The organism is Rhodococcus koreensis, assembly GCF_017068375.1.
Classification (GTDB): domain Bacteria; phylum Actinomycetota; class Actinomycetes; order Mycobacteriales; family Mycobacteriaceae; genus Rhodococcus_F; species Rhodococcus_F koreensis.
Window position 1 is genome coordinate 232,125 of the sequence record NZ_CP070611.1, and the last position, 14,971, is coordinate 247,095.

The 14,971-nt window shown below is 63.6% G+C and carries 14 protein-coding genes, 2 pseudogenes and 1 other annotated feature; of the genes and pseudogenes, 10 read left to right on the plus strand and 6 right to left on the minus strand.

What is annotated here, in order from left to right; translation table 11 throughout:
- Positions 1–192 precede the first annotated feature (192 nt).
- From JWS14_RS47660 to JWS14_RS47685, 6 genes are read left to right on the plus strand one after another with little or no spacing between them, the layout of a single operon-like run.
- Positions 193–1,497, plus strand: coding sequence for an MFS transporter (locus tag JWS14_RS47660; protein WP_241031903.1), 1,305 nt, complete (start codon positions 193–195; stop codon positions 1,495–1,497).
- Positions 1,494–3,116, plus strand: a complete 1,623-nt coding sequence (locus JWS14_RS47665) for an FAD-dependent oxidoreductase (RefSeq protein ID WP_206017129.1) — start codon at positions 1,494–1,496, stop codon at positions 3,114–3,116. The genes JWS14_RS47660 and JWS14_RS47665 overlap by 4 nt, the downstream gene beginning before the upstream one ends.
- Before the next feature lie 32 nt (positions 3,117–3,148).
- Entirely contained in the window at positions 3,149–3,472 is a 324-nt protein-coding gene (locus JWS14_RS47670; protein ID WP_206017130.1) for a hypothetical protein, read from the plus strand.
- Positions 3,459–4,838 (plus strand): FAD-dependent oxidoreductase, encoded by a 1,380-nt coding sequence (locus tag JWS14_RS47675; RefSeq protein ID WP_206017131.1) that lies wholly within the window; start codon positions 3,459–3,461, stop codon positions 4,836–4,838. The genes JWS14_RS47670 and JWS14_RS47675 overlap by 14 nt, the downstream gene beginning before the upstream one ends.
- Positions 4,838–5,152: a YciI family protein gene (locus JWS14_RS47680; RefSeq protein WP_206017132.1), complete on the plus strand. Its 315-nt coding sequence runs from the start codon at positions 4,838–4,840 to the stop codon at positions 5,150–5,152. Before JWS14_RS47675 ends, JWS14_RS47680 begins: the two co-directional genes overlap by 1 nt.
- Positions 5,149–6,207: an alcohol dehydrogenase catalytic domain-containing protein gene (locus JWS14_RS47685; protein ID WP_206017133.1), complete on the plus strand. Its 1,059-nt coding sequence runs from the start codon at positions 5,149–5,151 to the stop codon at positions 6,205–6,207. The genes JWS14_RS47680 and JWS14_RS47685 overlap by 4 nt, the downstream gene beginning before the upstream one ends.
- Before the next feature lie 659 nt (positions 6,208–6,866).
- Here the strand turns inward: JWS14_RS47685 and JWS14_RS47690 are convergent.
- On the minus strand, positions 6,867–7,235 hold the full coding sequence (locus JWS14_RS47690; RefSeq protein WP_241031904.1) for a VOC family protein: 369 nt from the start codon (positions 7,233–7,235) through the stop codon (positions 6,867–6,869).
- 133 nt (positions 7,236–7,368) lie between these two features.
- Here JWS14_RS47690 and JWS14_RS47695 point away from each other — a divergent pair.
- Positions 7,369–7,731, plus strand: a pseudogene (locus tag JWS14_RS47695) (IS110 family transposase); the annotation flags it as partial.
- Here JWS14_RS47695 and JWS14_RS52135 read toward each other — a convergent pair.
- The gene (locus tag JWS14_RS52135; protein ID WP_206017134.1) at positions 7,700–8,356 is read right to left on the minus strand and encodes an IS3 family transposase; all 657 of its coding nucleotides are present in this window, start codon (positions 8,354–8,356) and stop codon (positions 7,700–7,702) included. The pseudogene JWS14_RS47695 and the gene JWS14_RS52135 sit on opposite strands and share 32 nt — an antisense overlap.
- Positions 8,264–8,397: a sequence feature (AL1L pseudoknot), on the minus strand. Its footprint overlaps the gene before it by 93 nt.
- Complete coding sequence (locus tag JWS14_RS52140; protein ID WP_420855184.1) at positions 8,358–8,684, minus strand: transposase; 327 nt, start codon at positions 8,682–8,684, stop codon at positions 8,358–8,360. It overlaps the preceding feature by 40 nt.
- 331 nt (positions 8,685–9,015) lie before the next feature.
- On the opposite strand from JWS14_RS52140, the pseudogene JWS14_RS47710 reads away from it, so the two are divergent.
- From JWS14_RS47710 to JWS14_RS47720, 3 genes and pseudogenes are all read left to right on the plus strand, one after another.
- Positions 9,016–9,624, plus strand: a pseudogene (locus JWS14_RS47710) (RES family NAD+ phosphorylase); the annotation flags it as partial.
- A gap of 175 nt (positions 9,625–9,799) precedes the next feature.
- Positions 9,800–10,561, plus strand: a complete 762-nt coding sequence (locus JWS14_RS47715; RefSeq protein ID WP_338051824.1) for an NADPH-dependent F420 reductase — start codon at positions 9,800–9,802, stop codon at positions 10,559–10,561.
- Positions 10,562–10,727: 166 nt separating this feature from the next.
- Positions 10,728–10,898, plus strand: coding sequence for a hypothetical protein (locus tag JWS14_RS47720; protein ID WP_206017137.1), 171 nt, complete (start codon positions 10,728–10,730; stop codon positions 10,896–10,898).
- Positions 10,899–11,325: 427 nt separating this feature from the next.
- Here the strand turns inward: JWS14_RS47720 and JWS14_RS47725 are convergent, their stop codons facing one another.
- The 3 genes from JWS14_RS47725 to JWS14_RS47735 form a co-directional block, all read right to left on the minus strand.
- Positions 11,326–12,774, minus strand: coding sequence for a GntP family permease (locus JWS14_RS47725; protein WP_206017138.1), 1,449 nt, complete (start codon positions 12,772–12,774; stop codon positions 11,326–11,328).
- 1,095 nt (positions 12,775–13,869) lie between these two features.
- A complete protein-coding gene (locus JWS14_RS47730; protein WP_206017139.1) occupies positions 13,870–14,253 on the minus strand; it encodes a WhiB family transcriptional regulator in 384 nt (127 codons plus the stop codon).
- Positions 14,254–14,743: 490 nt separating this feature from the next.
- The gene (locus JWS14_RS47735) at positions 14,744–14,968 is read right to left on the minus strand and encodes a hypothetical protein (RefSeq protein ID WP_206017140.1); all 225 of its coding nucleotides are present in this window, start codon (positions 14,966–14,968) and stop codon (positions 14,744–14,746) included.
- Positions 14,969–14,971: the final 3 nt, after the last annotated feature.

Here is a 14,971-nt window from a genome sequence, read left to right on the forward strand (position 1 = left end):
TGGTTGACACACAACGTCCCCGAATTCTAGATTGAGTTCCACCAAGAGGACAGCCGTTCGTATCGCAAACAAGATTTCCGATTTCGCTGTCGCCTCACCCAATCAGGATCATCCAGGGAGTCATTGCCCGTGAACACTCCGAACCCACCCACAGGCGCGGAGCCAACATCTGCTTCTGGCCAGCGCAAAGCTGTGGCATCTAGCGTCGTCGGCACCGTACTCGAGTGGTACGACTTCTACATCTACGGCACCGCCGCGACGTTGGTGTTGGGGAAACTCTTCTTTCCTGACCTGAGTCCACTGGCCGGAATGCTTGCCGCTTTCGCGACCTACGGCATCGGGTTCTTCTTCAAACCGGTCGGCGGCATCATCCTCAGCCGATTCGGTGACACCTTTGGGCGCAAACGCGTGATGATCCTCAGCCTCGTGGCGATGGGTCTGGCCACTGGCGCCGTCGGGCTGCTGCCCACCTACGAGGCGATCGGCGTCGCTGCGCCGGTCCTGCTGGTGTTGCTGCGGTTGATTCAGAGCATCGGAGCGGGAGCAGAGTACGGCGGCGCGATCACGCTGGTATCGGAGTACTCCACCGATAAGCGCCGTGGCCTGATGGCCAGCCTCCCGGCGATGGGCGTGTCGCTCGGCATCCTGATGGGCACCGGAATGTTCGCTCTGCTCTCACTGATGCCGGACGACAAATTCGAGTCCTGGGGTTGGCGGATCCCGTTCCTCATCGGATTCTCGCTGGTCGCCGTCGGCCTCTACATCCGCACTCAGGTCGACGAAACTCCCGAGTTCGAGAAGCTCAAGGAAGAGAACCGGATCGTCAAGGCGCCGTTGCGGTGGCTGTGGTCGGAGCAACGCCGCAATCTCCTCATCGCCGCCGGCGCGCGGTCCGCCGACGCCGTCGGTGGGCAGTTGTTCAACGTCTTCGCGATCGCCTACAGCACATCATATCTGGACCTGCCCAAGCACGTAGGGCTCACCGGCGTCATGGCCGCCAACCTGGTCGGGCTCGTCGTGATCCCGTTCACCGGCTCGATCGCCGACAAGTACGGTCGCCGTCCCGTCTACCTCGGTGGTCTCGCTTTCCTGGCGCTGTTCACGTTCCCGTTCTTCTGGATGGTGAATACCGAGTCGTACCTGCTGGTCGTCGTCGCCCTCGTGCTCGCCTACGGCTTCGGAGTCAAGGTGATCTTGTCCGTATCCGGCGCCTACCTCGCCGAACTCTTCGACACCCGCGTTCGAAGCAGCGCGGTTACCACCGCACGGACCGCTTCCGACCCGATCGCCGGCCTGACGCCGCTGATTGCCACCTCACTGCTCGCCGCCGCCGGCTCCTACTGGGCAGTCGCCCTGTTCTTCCTCGGCTTCGTCCTACTGGCCTTCTACTGCGTGTTCATTGGTCCGGAGACCCAACGCCTCGGCGTCAACCACGACGACACGGACACCCCCACGCCACTACAAGAACACTTGGTCAGCAAGGGCGAAACCCGATGAGCGCCAACAGTGTGGTCATCGTCGGCGGGGGAATGGCAGGGATAGGCGCAGCACTGTCCTGCGCCCGTCTGGGAATCCGCAGCGTGCTCGTCTCCGAGTGCGAGTGGCTCGGCGGGCAGGTGTCGAGCCAGGCCATCCCGCCGGACGAGCATCCGTGGATCGAGTTCGCGGGATGCACCCACAGCTACCGCACCTTCCGCAACAACGTGCGCACCTTCTACACGGAGCACTACCCGCTCACCGCGGACGCCAGGTCCGCGCGCCTCCTCAACCCCGGGGGCGGGAACATCGGCCCGCTCTCGCACGAACCGTTCGTGGCGGAAATTGTCATCGAGCAAATGCTCGCCCCGTGGCGCAGCCGCGGCCTGATCGAAATCATCCGCGACGCGCGCGTAGTACGCGCCGACACCACCGGCGACCGCGTCGATTCGGTGACCGTCGAGTTGCTCGACGGAACACAGCGGGAGATCAGCGGCGGCTACTACATCGACGCGACCGACCTGGGCGACCTGATCGACGCCGCCAGGATCGAGCACGTGGTCGGCGCCGAGTCGCAGAGTCAGACAGGTGAGCCCCACGCACTGCCCGGAGATCCGGACCCGACCGACCAGCAAGCCATCACATGGGCGCTGGCCCTGCGTCTGTCACCGGACACCGACAACATCATCGAACGCCCCACCAGCTACGATTTCTGGCGCAGCTATCAGCCGGACTTCTGGCCCGGCCCGCTGCTGGGCTGGGAGGTGTCGGACTACGTCACGCACGAACCGCGCCACCGGCCGCTGTTCGTGACTGCGCCCGGCCCCACTGGAATCCGCTACGACCTGTGGCACGCCCGGCGCGTTCTCGCCGCAGAAAACATGGACGGCGACTGGACCTCGGACAACACGATCGCGGCGTGGCCGATGATGGACTACATGCGCCTACCGCTGGTCGGTGGCGATCCCGAGCACAGGGAGACCGCGCTGGACGAGGCGCGGGAGTTCACCCGATCCTTCCTGTACTGGATGCAAACGGAGGCGCCGCGGCACGACGGAGGTGTCGGCTATCCGGAGTTGCGTCCGCACACCGAAATCACCGGAACCGCAGACGGCCTTGCGAAGAGGCCGTACATCCGGGAGGGCCGCCGCATCGCGGCACTGTTCACCGTTGCCGAGCAGCACATCGGTGTCGCCGCCCGCAACGGATTCGATTCCGCCGAGCACTTCGATGATTCGGTCGGCATCGGCGCCTACCGGATGGACCTGCACCCCTCGACGTCGGGACGCAACACCCTCGATCTGGACACCTATCCCTTCCAGATACCGCTCGGCAGCCTGATCCCGGTCCGGGTCCGCAACGTTCTCGCTGCGGGGAAAACCATGGGCACAACCCATCTGACCAACGGCGCCTATCGTGTTCACCCTGTCGAGTGGTCGGCGGGTGAGGCTTCCGGCGCTGTCGCCGCATTCTGTCTCGGTGCAGGCGTCGAACCTGCCGAGCTTCGCGCGAAGGCGGAGCTTATCGCCGACCTGCAGTCGCTGCTCACCACTCGTCTCGGCATCGATCTCGAGTGGCCCGATTTCGGTCCCCTCACTCCGACCCACCGGTTCGGTTACGTCCCCACCACCTCATCATGACGACCGGAACAACATACCGACATGGAGGATCCGTGTTCGACCTTCTCGCCGTCGATCCGGCGGCCACCGCGAATACGACCTCGCTTACCAGGCCACCCGCTCTCGAGTGGACTGAGTACGGCAACCGCATGAATGCTGTCAGCCCCGGGAACACCCGCCTCCGCACGGTGGCCGATGCGATCACGAGCCAGCGCGTTGCCGAACGCCGCATCCCGGAGCGCACGCATCAAGATCTTCTTGTGGAACCTGGCGAGATCGCCGAATCCCCACCCCCGCTCGGTAACCCAGGACCCGCCCACGCCACAGACCAAACACTCACTATCGGCGGAGGATGGTCGATCAATGTCGCCTTTTGAATCCATCTCGAATGCATCCTTCGTGCTACAGGAAGCAGAGGCAGTACGCGTAGTTGGTGAGTTCGATGTCGTCGTCGTCGGCGGCGGCCCTTCCGGTGTTGCTGCCGCAATCGCCGCAGCCCGATCAGGCGCCTCAGTCGCGCTCGTCGAGCGGTCCTCATTCCTTGGGGGCACAGCAACTGGCGCAATGGTGGCGAGCTTCATGGGCTTCTTCTGGCGCAACCGCCGGATCGTTGGCGGCATCGCCATGGAGCTGGTCGAACGTATTCTCGCCCGCGAAGCGTCGCCGGGCTTCGGCCGCTATGTTTTGGCCGAAGCGAGTGACGCCCCAATCGACGTAGTCACCTTTCCGTTCGACCCCGAGGTGATGAAGATCGTCCTCGACGAGATGCTCGTGCAGAGCGGCGTCCAGCTCTACCTTCACTCGCAGGCCGTCGCACCGATCATCGAGAACGGCACATGCACAGGAATCGTCTACCAGGGTATCGAGTCGCGGAAGGCGCTCCGCGCACGCGTTGTCGTTGATGCCAGCGCAAACGGCACGGTAGCAGTCGGCGCAGGAGGCCGACGAGAAAACGAGCGAGCCGACCCTCGAACCCGACAACCCATGACCCAGATCGCTCGGCTTGTGGATGTCGACATGCCACGATTCCGGTCGCTACCGAGGGCAGCGAAAGCTCAGCTAGCTGTCGAAGGCGTCAGTTTGGGTGTTCTTTCCCAGAAGTTGCTATCGGTAGTGAGCTCCCCTCATGGCGACGATGCGATCATCCTGATGACACGAGTGTCCGGCAGAGACGGGACAGATGAGGCGCAACTCGCGCTCGCTGAGGTTGACGGGCGCCGGATGATCGATGGCCTCGTGCCGTTCCTACGACAGTCCGTGCCCGGATTCGAGCGAGCGAAGCTCGGAACGATCGCGTCTTGGATCGGCGTCCGCGAAACCTGGCGTGTCGTCGGGAAGTACGTAGTGACGGGCGAAGATATAAGAACGGGTCGGCAATTCCCAGACGCGATTGCGCTTGGCGGCGGGCCGCTCGACATCCATCACTCAGATGGTGTTGGTATCTCACTGACCATCCCCGACTCGCCGTTTCAAATCCCGTACCGCGCCCTGCTGGTCCCCGGTGCTCCTGGAGTCATCGTCACAGGTCGATGCGTCTCAGCGACTGCTGAGGGTATGGGTGGCATGCGGCATATGGGAACAGTGATGGCACTCGGCCAAGCCGCAGGAACGGCAGCTGCTCTGAGCGCGGCGCTCGATATCGAGCCCAGTCGACTCGATCCGGTCACTCTTCAGAAGAACCTCGTGAAGGACGGAGCGATTTTGACCCTCGCAGCCGCCGCTGTTGAACTGGAGGTGCACTAATGGACCCACAGGCCTTTCCGGCGCTTTACGCCGTGCGGTACGAGTACACGCGCGGCAGTGCGACCGCTCGAGATACATTGCGCCCAGACCACATCCGCTTTCTGGAGGACTTACACGGCCGCGGCCAGTTGGCCGCAAGCGGTCGGCTGGAAGACGATGCCAGTCCAGGAGCACTTCTCGTCATCTCTGTGGGGTCACCACATGAAGTCGCGCGGCTCCTCGACGGAGACCCGTTCTGGAGCGCCGGCTTGATCGAGACACGGGATATTCGCAGATGGAACGTCGCATTCGGACTGGAAGGGATCATCAAATGAGGGTCGCCAACACGACCGCACCACGCACCATCGAGTTCGTCGAGCGCCCGCTGCCCGCCGTCCAGCGAGGTACCGCCTTGGTGCGCGTCGAGCATGTCACGTTGTGTGGAACGGACTTCCACATCTGGGAAGGCGAGTACCTGAACCCGTTTCCAATCGTGCAAGGTCACGAGATTGTCGGAACCGTAGCCTCCATCCAATCTGACCACCCAGCGTTCCAGATCGGCTCACGCGTGGCCGTATCGCCGGTGCGTACCTGCGGGAAGTGTCACGCATGCTCGGTCGGTAGATCCAACGTCTGCCGGGACGTATCAGTACTGGGGTGCTACGAAGACGGCGCCTTTGCCGAGTTCATCGCAGTGCCGATCTCCGCTCTCCATTCGGTCCCAGAGACCGTGCCCAGCGCACTTGCTCCACTCAGTGAACCAGCCAGCATCGCGCTGCAGGCTGTGCAACGGGGTCGTCCCCAAGCAGGTGAGCTCGCGCTCGTCATCGGCTGCGGCCCCATCGGGCTGATCGCGACGCTTGCGCTCCGCGAGGCCGGCGTGGACGTGGTCGCCGCCGACACAGTCCTGTCGCGCACGGATACCGCCCGGGAGTTCGGTGCGGCAAGCACTGTCGTGATCGACGTGAGCGCCCCCTTCCCAACTGGGGCTGAGATCGCGAGGGCAATAGGCGACAGCGAGCGTCCGGTCACACTGATCATCGAAGCCACTGGGTCACCAGCGGCCTTCATCGGCGCCGTCGAGATCGCCGCTCCGACCGCGCGCGTCGTCGCTGTGGGAATTTCCGACCGCGAAGTGACGATCCCGATGTGCGCCATCCCATTGAAAGAACTCGACATCCTCGGTAGTAGGAACAGCTTGAACCTGATTGACGAAGGGTTGCGCCTCATCGAACGCAACCCGGAGCACTTCGCCGCTCTGGTAACCCACCGGTTCGCTTTCGAGGAGATTGAGCAGGCGCTGTCCGTCATGCGCACGGATCCGGCCGCGGTTCGCAAAGTCCTCATCTCATTCGAAGGAGTCAACGTATCGGACGGGCACAGTGGCTAGGGCCGAATTCGGTAGGTTGGACCTCCCTGTCGCGGTCGTCACGAGGATGAATGAGTTGCAATATCAACGCGACTCGGACGGCAATGGTTGGTTCCTCGCATCCTCCCCGCTCAGCATTTGTAGACGCATGGCCGAGTCGTTAACGGGGCGGTGTCCTCCGGTTTGCTCGTGTAAGTGTGGGACGGATGATCGTACGTTTCGTTCTTCGTCGGGCGGGATATGTGGTCGTGGTTGACTAGACTAGTCCGTCTATACGCTCACGTTTTCCTGGTGTATGCGTTACCGGGCGATCCGATCGCGATCATGCTCGAGCGGCGTTCGGCTGGAGCGGGGGCAAGCAACACGGAAGCTCTCCAGTTTTCTGAGTGAGAAGTGCGGATGCGACCGGCCCGGTTCTGGGCATCGAACCGGGCCGGGGCTATCGCCGCGTCTGCGTGTTGACGGCGGCTGCGTCTGGTCGTCCGGCTCGGAGACAACCGATTCGATATCTCTCGATCACAGGTGGCGCGAGGAGTAGGCCTCTTCGCCGAGGACGGCGCCGGGCCCGGGTCGGGTCGAGATCGACCAAGCCCGGCCCTGGGGCACCGACAATGCCTTCATGCGGATCGGGAACCTCGGGGAGTTCGAAACCGTAATTCTCTGGACACGCCATGCAGCGATTAGTTGTTGATTTTGAGTTGAATGTATTCGAGCACATTTCCGTCAGGGTGGCGCGCGATGAGTCGGGGGCCGTTTGGTCCTGCAGCAGGCCCTTCAATCAACTCGCCGCCAGCTGCGAAAACTGCGTCTGCGATGGCCCTGATATCTCGGACGACGATGGTTGCTGCGCGGGACCGCATCTCCTCGTTCGCTCCCTCGACCAGCAGGAACGATCCAATCATCGCAAGCCTGGCCTGGCGGAACTCGAAGACGTGAGGCTCGTACCCGCCTACAAGCTCGTGGTAGAGCGGAAGTGTAGCCTCAAGGCTATCCACGTAGACCCGAGCCAACACGGCGAGAATATTCGGCTGCCCAACTTTCATGATCATTGCAACATGCCAATCACGGCTGCATATTCCAATGAAACCGTCTCTGAGTGGCACTGGGGGGCCTTTGGAACATTTATGGGCGGCTTGTTCTGTGTCATAAGGAGACCATCGAACCCATTTCACTACCACATTGGCACCGGGGTCGAACGAGTCGGCCGGTCGGGTGAAATCCACGAAGACCCGGCCCGGAAACCGGTACCTCAAGGGCGCCCTCGGCTCCGCCGCCCTCGCCGTCTCCCGCTCCAAGGGAACCTATTTCTCGGCGAAGTTCCGGCGCATCGCCGCGCACCGGGGGCCGATGAAGGCAGTCGTGGCGATCGAGCACGCGATGCTCGTCGCCGCCTGGAACATGCTCACCAACGGTGACTTCTACCGTGATCCCGGGGCCGACTACTTCACCCGCCGCGTCCCTACGAAGACCAGGGCCCGCGCCATCAGCCAGCTCGAATCACTGGGCTACCGCGTCATCCTCGAACCCCTCGCCGGCACCGCATAACCACACGCCGGACCAACCACTCCCACCGCGACGACCGGCGGGTAAACCCATTTCGAGGGCGTCGAGGGCGAGATCGGTGCGCAGGCTCGTCGACAGTTGCCAGCCGACGACCCTCCGGGAGAACACGTCGGTGACGAATGCGGCGTACACCCACCCGGCGAATGTGCGGACGTAAGTGGGGGTACCGCCCTGCACAGAGTGCTCGAGGGAATGTCGGCAACCCACAGCTGGTCCGGCGCCGCCGCGCGAAACCGGCGCTCGACCAGGTCCGCAGGACACTCGGTTTCGGCGGCCGGTGTCGTGGTCCACGGGTTCTTCGTCCGCATGACTCCGCGGAGGCCTTCGGCACGCATGAGCCGCTCGACCGTGCACGGGCCACCTGGATTCCCCGCCGGTTCAGCTCCGCGTGCACCTTCCTCGCGCCGTAGACACCGTAGTTCTCGGCATGCACACGGTGGATCTCGGGAATCGGTTCGGCGTCGCGGACCGCCCTGGCCGACGGCGGCCGGGACTTCGCGGCATAGTACGTCGACGGGGCGATCTGCACGCCGGCCTGGACGAGAGCTCGGCAGATCGGCTCGACCCCGTAGTCGGCCTTGTGTGCGTCGATGTAGTCGACGATCACTTCAGTTTGCGGTCGAGAGCTCCGCTGCCGCGAAATATGCGGACGCCGTCTTCAAGATCTCGCTGTCCCGCTTGAGTTCCCGCACCTCACGTTCGTCTGCAGCGATCCGCTTCGCATCGTCGGTCGTGGAGCCTGGTCGGTCACCACCGTCGACCTCGGCCTGACGAACCCAGGTACGAAGGGCCTCCGGATGGATACCCAGTTGGTCAGCGATCCTCGCGATCGCCCCGACCCGTGCGCTCGGGTCGCGACGGGCCTCAACCGTCAGCCGTGTTGCCCGATCCTTCAGCTCCTCTGGGTACTTGCTCGGCGCTCCCATGAATCTCATCCTTCCGTGTGATGAGACCCTCTGTCAGAGTCGGGGCGCAACAGTCCGCCACTCCCTGTCGATCGCGGAGGCCGCGGACCGTCTCGGGGTGACCGCGGCCCGGATCCGGCAACGCCTCGGCGAGGGCACCCTGTGGGCGTTCGCGTCGGGCCGGAACCGGTTTCTGCCGCCCGCCCAGTTCACCGACACCGGTGCGGTGCCGCACCTCGACCAGGTGGTGCCGTTGTTGGCGAAGGACCTGCACCCGCTGACCGTGCAGGCGTTGCTGACCCTCCCGCAACCGTCCCTGACCGTGGAACACCGCCGCCGAATGGGAATCGGCATAGAGTCGATGCTGCCCGCACCGCCGTCCATCGCCGACCTTCGTGATGCGGGCGTGCGCGGCGAGGAAGTGTTCGACCGGCATCCGGTCGAGGTGGTATGGCGGGTGCATCGCACCACCGGCACCCATGTGCTGCCGTGGAATGGATTGCGTACGTTCGGTCCGATCCTGCGGTTCGACCACCACCCGCTCCCGCGGGCGCAGCATCCCGGTTACGGCATCTGGTACGGCGCCGTCAGTCCTCGCGGCGGGTTGGCCGAGGCGTTTCAGAGCGCCCGGGTGATCGACCGGCACCGCGGCGACCCGTATCTGACCGGGCTGCGATTCACCCGGCCGCTGAGACTGCTCGATGTGTCCGGCATCGGGGAGGGGGCATGGATGACCGGGGTCGGCGGCAACCTTGCCCTCGACTCCGCCGCGCACGGCCGAACCCAGCACTGGGCCCGCACCATTCACTGGGCCCATGACGATCTCGATGGGATCGTCTACCGTGGCCGGTTCGCCGGCGGTGTCTGCATCGCGATCACCGAACGCGCCACCGACGCGTTTCCTGCGCTGCCGGCGTTGTCGCTGCCGTTGTCGCCTCCCGGGTTGGCCGGGCCAATCGACAGCGCGGCTACACCATCGGCGAGTAGGGCTCACACCGCCAAAACGCGAGTTCCAAGAGCGGTTCACGATGTACAGCACGATTCGTGCCGCAATCGGGGTAGTCAACTCACCCACGACAGGACCGAGAAGCGGTACGTCGGCCGACTGAGTCGAACTGTCCAGTATTTGAATCAGGTCGAGCGGAATGGGCCCACGCGGAACTATCCGACGGTGTCCGTTGTTGACGCATGCAGCAGTCGCGAAGTATCGCGGCACTCGACGAAGGAGCACAAGAGATATGCGCATCGGAATTATCGGAGCTGGTCAGATCGGTGGCACGCTGACACGCAGGTTGACTGCGCTCGGTCACGATGTGTGCGTGTCGAACTCTCGGACACCCGACACCCTCGCAGACCTCGAGGCGGAGACCGGCGCAAAGGCGGTGCTGAACACCGAAGCCGCCGAGGGTGCAGACCTGGTGATCGTGAGCATCCCGCAGAAGAACGTCGTGGACCTTCCCGCCGGGATCCTCGCCGGCGCTGCCAATGGTGCTCCGGTGATCGAGACCAACAACTACTACCCGCAGCAGCGAGACGGATTGATCGCCGCCATCGAAGACGGTCAGGTAGAGAGTGAATGGGTGCAAGAACACCTCGGAGTTCCGGTGTTCAAGGCGTTCAACGGAATCTGGTGGAAGCATCTTCTCGAGAGGGGTCTACCGGAAGGGTCGAGCGGCCGGATCGCGCTCCCCGTCGCCGGCGACGACGCACTGCAGAAGCAGGTGGTATTCGATCTGGTCAATCAGCTCGGCTTCGACCCTGTCGACGCGGGCACAGTCGAAGATTCCTGGCGTCAGCAGCCGGGAACCCCGGTCTACGGCAAGGATTTTGATCGGGAAGCTACGTTGAAGGCCTTGGCGCAGGCAACGCCTGAGCGCACAGACGAGTGGCGTGCTGTGGCGCAGTGAGCGATCGGTGTCGAGCGGCGGTTCCCGACTAAAAAGACGCCGCTCGGCCGGTTGGTTAATCCTGGTGTGACGTGCACGCCCAGGACGGCACCGGCATCGAGACGGCGGGCGTGTGGGCGCCCGATCCGGTGCACGTTCATCCGCTGGGCAGCGTTAGGATGAGACGGTGGGCGATCGAACCGCAGCAGACCTCGAGCGTGAACTCGTCCTGCTCGCCTATGTACGCGGCTGTCTTCGTGGGTCGGAGGGTGAGGACTTCCGCATCCCGACCACTGCGCTCGATGAGGTTCTGGATGAGCTGCACAGAGTCGAACGATCACCGTGGGATCGGACGTGATTTCCGGCGGTGCAGCACCCTGAGTCGTGGTGGTCGCGATGGAGTCGCCTTGGGTGGGGGACGGTGGTGCCGGGGTGGTGTGGGTCAGGCCGGGTGGTGACAGGAAATACGTTGGCCGCATTCCGGGTTCACAGTGCGCCAGCATGGGGAGCAGCAGCCGCCATTGCGCGGCGACGCCACGGGGCAACTGAACTCGGGACAATCCCGCATCTGACAGGCGCTCGGTGGGTAGCCAGACTGTTTTCAACGTTCGCCGAAGTTGGAGTGGTGGAGTGACCGTGATAAGGCGACCGGAATCGAGCTCTGCCCGTACCCGCCCGCCAGGAGATGACCGCGATACTCAGCACCGGCATTTTGCGGGCCCGGCCAAGCATGGCGGTTGAGGGAGAGTCGGTACGTTTTCGCGCTGTGCTGTCCGACATCTCAGCTAGATAATGAGGTTGAACGCATTCACCAAGGCGAGTGAGACCACCGAGGCTATCGATACTCCGAAGGTCACCAGCTTCAGCGTGCCTCTGGTCGTGAGGCCGAGCATGCTCTGCACCATCCAGAAGGCATTGGCCGTCACATGAACTGCGAACAGTGAACCGGACGCGGCGGCCAGCCCGATGAGGGCTGGCTCGACGCCGAGTTGCGGCGCGATGGGGGCCAGGATGCCTGCGGCGGTCAGCGCCGCGAGTGTGACCGAACCGATCGCTGCGTGCAGGACTGCCGCGATCGCCCAGACCAACAGCAGAGGCGCCACATGGCTGGCCGTGAAGGAGTCCTTCAGCACATCGCCGAGTCCACTGGCGGTTACCACTCCCGCGAGGGATCCGCCGACACCGGTCAGGATTAGGATCTGCCCACTGCTCCCGAAACCGCGCTGAAAGGCGTTTGCGAGACGGTCATATCCCACCGTGTAGCGCGCGACGCCAACTGTACCGATGAGCCCGATCAACAGTGCGACAACCGGATCCGAGATGAGCTCGAGCACCGTGGGTACGTCGCCCACGGCGTTGGCGACCGAACCGGACGCGATGAGCACCAAACCCAGGAGCAGCGGAAGGAACAGGACCAGCAAGGGAACCGAGCGCGCATTTTCCTCGGCGCGTACCGCGACCGCTGTGGCGCCGTGGCTCTGACCCTGGGGACCGTCCTCGGTGGACTCCGTCGGGTGCGTTCCCTGGTCAGGCCCTGCCGTGCCGCCGGCTATCTCGTGCCCGTCGTGGGGCGTGGTGGCCGGGAGGGGTTCCTGCTCGTCCTTGTCCGGGTTCCAGAAGCCGCCCTTGATCAGCGTGAAAATGATGACCGTGGACAGCAGGATCGTCGGGATGATCACGATTAGGTCCCACAGCAGCATCTTGCCGAGCGGGATGTTGAGTAGTCCGGCGATGGCGATATTGGCGGCGCCAGGGACCATCATGGCCAGGCCGCAGTACAACCCGAGCGTCAGCGCGGAACCGGCCCGGGCAAGGCCGAATCGCCCCAGGCGCGGACTCGCGGCGCGTGCCAGCGGGGCACTGATCACGACGAGGACGTCGAGATAGATGGACTGGAGTCCGGTGCCGACAGTGAGTCCGAGGGCGTAAGGCAGACCGCGCTTTCCGAAGCGGTTGAGCAGCACGTCGACCAGTCGGGATATCGCGCCGGTCTCTTGTAACAGCGCGCCGATGAGGACCCCGAAGACGATAAGCATCCCGATGTCGGCCATGACATCGCCGAATCCTTCGGTCATCGCCATGAGTGTGCCAGCGGCCCCGAGCCCACCGGTGAGACCGATGTAGAGCGCCCCGATTACCAGCGACATCACCGGGTCGAGTTTGACGACGACGATCAGGCCGATGACGCCCAGGATGGCGATGGCAATGTTAACGATGAGCATGGTGTCGGACACGGAGAGCTCCTTTGCTCTGGGAAGTGTGCCGCTGGTCAATGGTTGAGCAGGTTCTCGTGGGGGCCACAGTGTGGAGTCGATCCCGAGCTGCTCGACCGGTCATCTGGGAGGGGGCGAGGAGCCGAGCGCCAGGGCCCTCCCGCCTGCTGCTTGTGGGCCGCCGCGAGATCGTGGAGCCGGCGGGAGGAGACATAAGTGGCGTAATCCGTGCGAGGCGGGTCGATGACGATCATGAGGTGGGCGATGCCCTGGAGAGTTTCCAAATTTGCTTCGCCCAGAGCGTGATTGGAAATCGGCATAGTGCCTCAATTCGACGTCGTCGCCCGCGCTGAGGTCAGTGAGAGCGTGCTTGTGGCCCAGGGGCCCGGATCGAGCACCTCGACGGACAATTCGGTCAGTACCCGACAGGACGGCACAGGAGACCTGAGCCGGTTCACGATTACTGACCGCGACGGCCTCCGCATCGCCCTCCTCGTGGCCGAAGAAATCTAAACTTTGAACGAGACATGTCGCTCTCATCCTCGGTGGTAAGACCTCTTACTTTCCGGAACGCTACTGTTATCGCGGTCACAGTGTCAAGGGTCTGGCCTCGAAATGCGGGTCGCGCTGGGGGTGCTATCGCAGTGACCGACAACAGATCAGGAGAAAGACGTGTTATGAGTTGCTACGCGTGCTTGCCCAACGAGTTGGCTGCGATTTGCATAGGAGAGTGGCGGACTCCGAAAAGCGCTCGGTAGGAAGCCGCACCGCGTTCAACGGACAGTGCGGATCTCCGTCGCATGCTCGACCAAAGGTCCCGAGCCAATCTCGGCGCGTACTGACCGCGACGAAATGCCCTCCGGGCGCACCGATTAGGTCGGCAGTTGTCGACACCTCCAATGCAACAGCAGGACGTGCCCCAGGGCGGTCTTGAACGTTGTCGCGTGCCGCTACCCGTCTCCCGTAACACCCATTCGGCCAGTCGCAGGTTGTCGTCTAGACGAGGAAGTTTCAGGCGCTGCCGTGCATGTAGGAGTGACTCACTGGTTTGATCACCCGGGGCCCGGAACGAAAGGCCTGGCCGGTCTGATCTTCGGCGGGTGGCGTTACTCTTGATTAAATAGCCGCTTCCTGGTCGGATACCGCATCCTGCGCCTGTCTGCTCGGGCCAGGGTGGCGGAGCGAGAGCCCTGGAGCGTCGGGTGTAGGCGAAGCGATTTGTTTGGATTCGGTGTTGAGACGGCGTCTCTCGGACTCGGAGGTGCCGCCCCAGACTCCGAATGCTTCGTCGGCCGTGACGGCGTGATCGTGGCATTCCGGCCGGACCGGGCACCCCGTACAGATCTGTTTGGCCGTGCGTTCGCGTCGGATCCGCGCGCCCTTGCCCTCTCCTTCACAGGGAAAGAAGAGATTCGCGTTGGTGTTTCGGCATCGAGCATGAAGTTGCCATTTCCAGAAGCGACTGAGGGGTGCAGGAAGCGGCGAGGTGAGCAGTGTCATCGTTCTCGTGTCCTTCCGGTGACGGGTGTGGGGCTGCGCGTAAAGTACGCACCCCAGGTGTCTACTCCGGTTGGGGTGGTGAGGATCTCAGTCTGACGCGGCAGATATTCGTGAGTCGTCGGTTGTTCTGCGGTGGCAGGATTTCGCCGGCACTCCGTCCAATCGCGTCTCACGCGTCGGGAGTATTGCTCAGGGAAGACCCACTTCGACGAGGATGTCCTCGGCTGATCCACCGTCCCAGTGCCGCTCTTCAGTGCGAATGCCAGAATGTGGTCGGTAGCGTCACCATGCATTCGCTCAGCTCGCTTGCGCGACCGTGGTTTGTCGGAGTCCTCGATGTGGCGCTCGAGTTGGTGCAGTTGCGCAATGGCGGTGCGGGAGCTGATCTGTCGGTGATGATGGTCAGTTGGCCGCGCGAGCTGCCGACCCGATGACGCAACGTGACAGGGGCTGTGGTGGAGGTCGTGACGATGTTCCTTTCCGGCCGCACCTAGGAGGCGGGATCTTGCTGGTAAAAGCCCGCGCCGCGGGGTGCAGCAACGTGGTGTGTTTCCTTCAACGGTGTACCGGCGAGAGAGGTGTTCTGCCGGGGAGGATTGCGGCCGGCTCCCACTCCCCGCGGATCTGCCTGCGTTCCGATCATGTAGGGGAACATCGCGACCGTTCCATCTCCACGTCCGTAGATGGCACGGACGTCGCGGATCGTAATCGTCACCTC

Excerpts from the sequence above, each read along its gene's own strand:
- JWS14_RS47665 (WP_206017129.1), top strand. The coding sequence starts at position 1,494 with ATGAGCGCCAACAGTGTGGTCATCGTCGGCGGGGGAATGGCAGGGATA.
- JWS14_RS47690 (WP_241031904.1), bottom strand. The coding sequence starts at position 7,235 with ATGATCATGAAAGTTGGGCAGCCGAATATTCTCGCCGTGTTGGCTCGG.
- JWS14_RS47730 (WP_206017139.1), bottom strand. The coding sequence starts at position 14,253 with ATGACACTGCTCACCTCGCCGCTTCCTGCACCCCTCAGTCGCTTCTGG.
- JWS14_RS52140 (WP_420855184.1), bottom strand. The coding sequence starts at position 8,684 with ATGAGATTCATGGGAGCGCCGAGCAAGTACCCAGAGGAGCTGAAGGAT.
- JWS14_RS47685 (WP_206017133.1), top strand. The coding sequence starts at position 5,149 with ATGAGGGTCGCCAACACGACCGCACCACGCACCATCGAGTTCGTCGAG.
- JWS14_RS47715 (WP_338051824.1), top strand. The coding sequence starts at position 9,800 with ATGGGCCCACGCGGAACTATCCGACGGTGTCCGTTGTTGACGCATGCA.
- JWS14_RS47680 (WP_206017132.1), top strand. The coding sequence starts at position 4,838 with ATGGACCCACAGGCCTTTCCGGCGCTTTACGCCGTGCGGTACGAGTAC.
- JWS14_RS47675 (WP_206017131.1), top strand. The coding sequence starts at position 3,459 with ATGTCGCCTTTTGAATCCATCTCGAATGCATCCTTCGTGCTACAGGAA.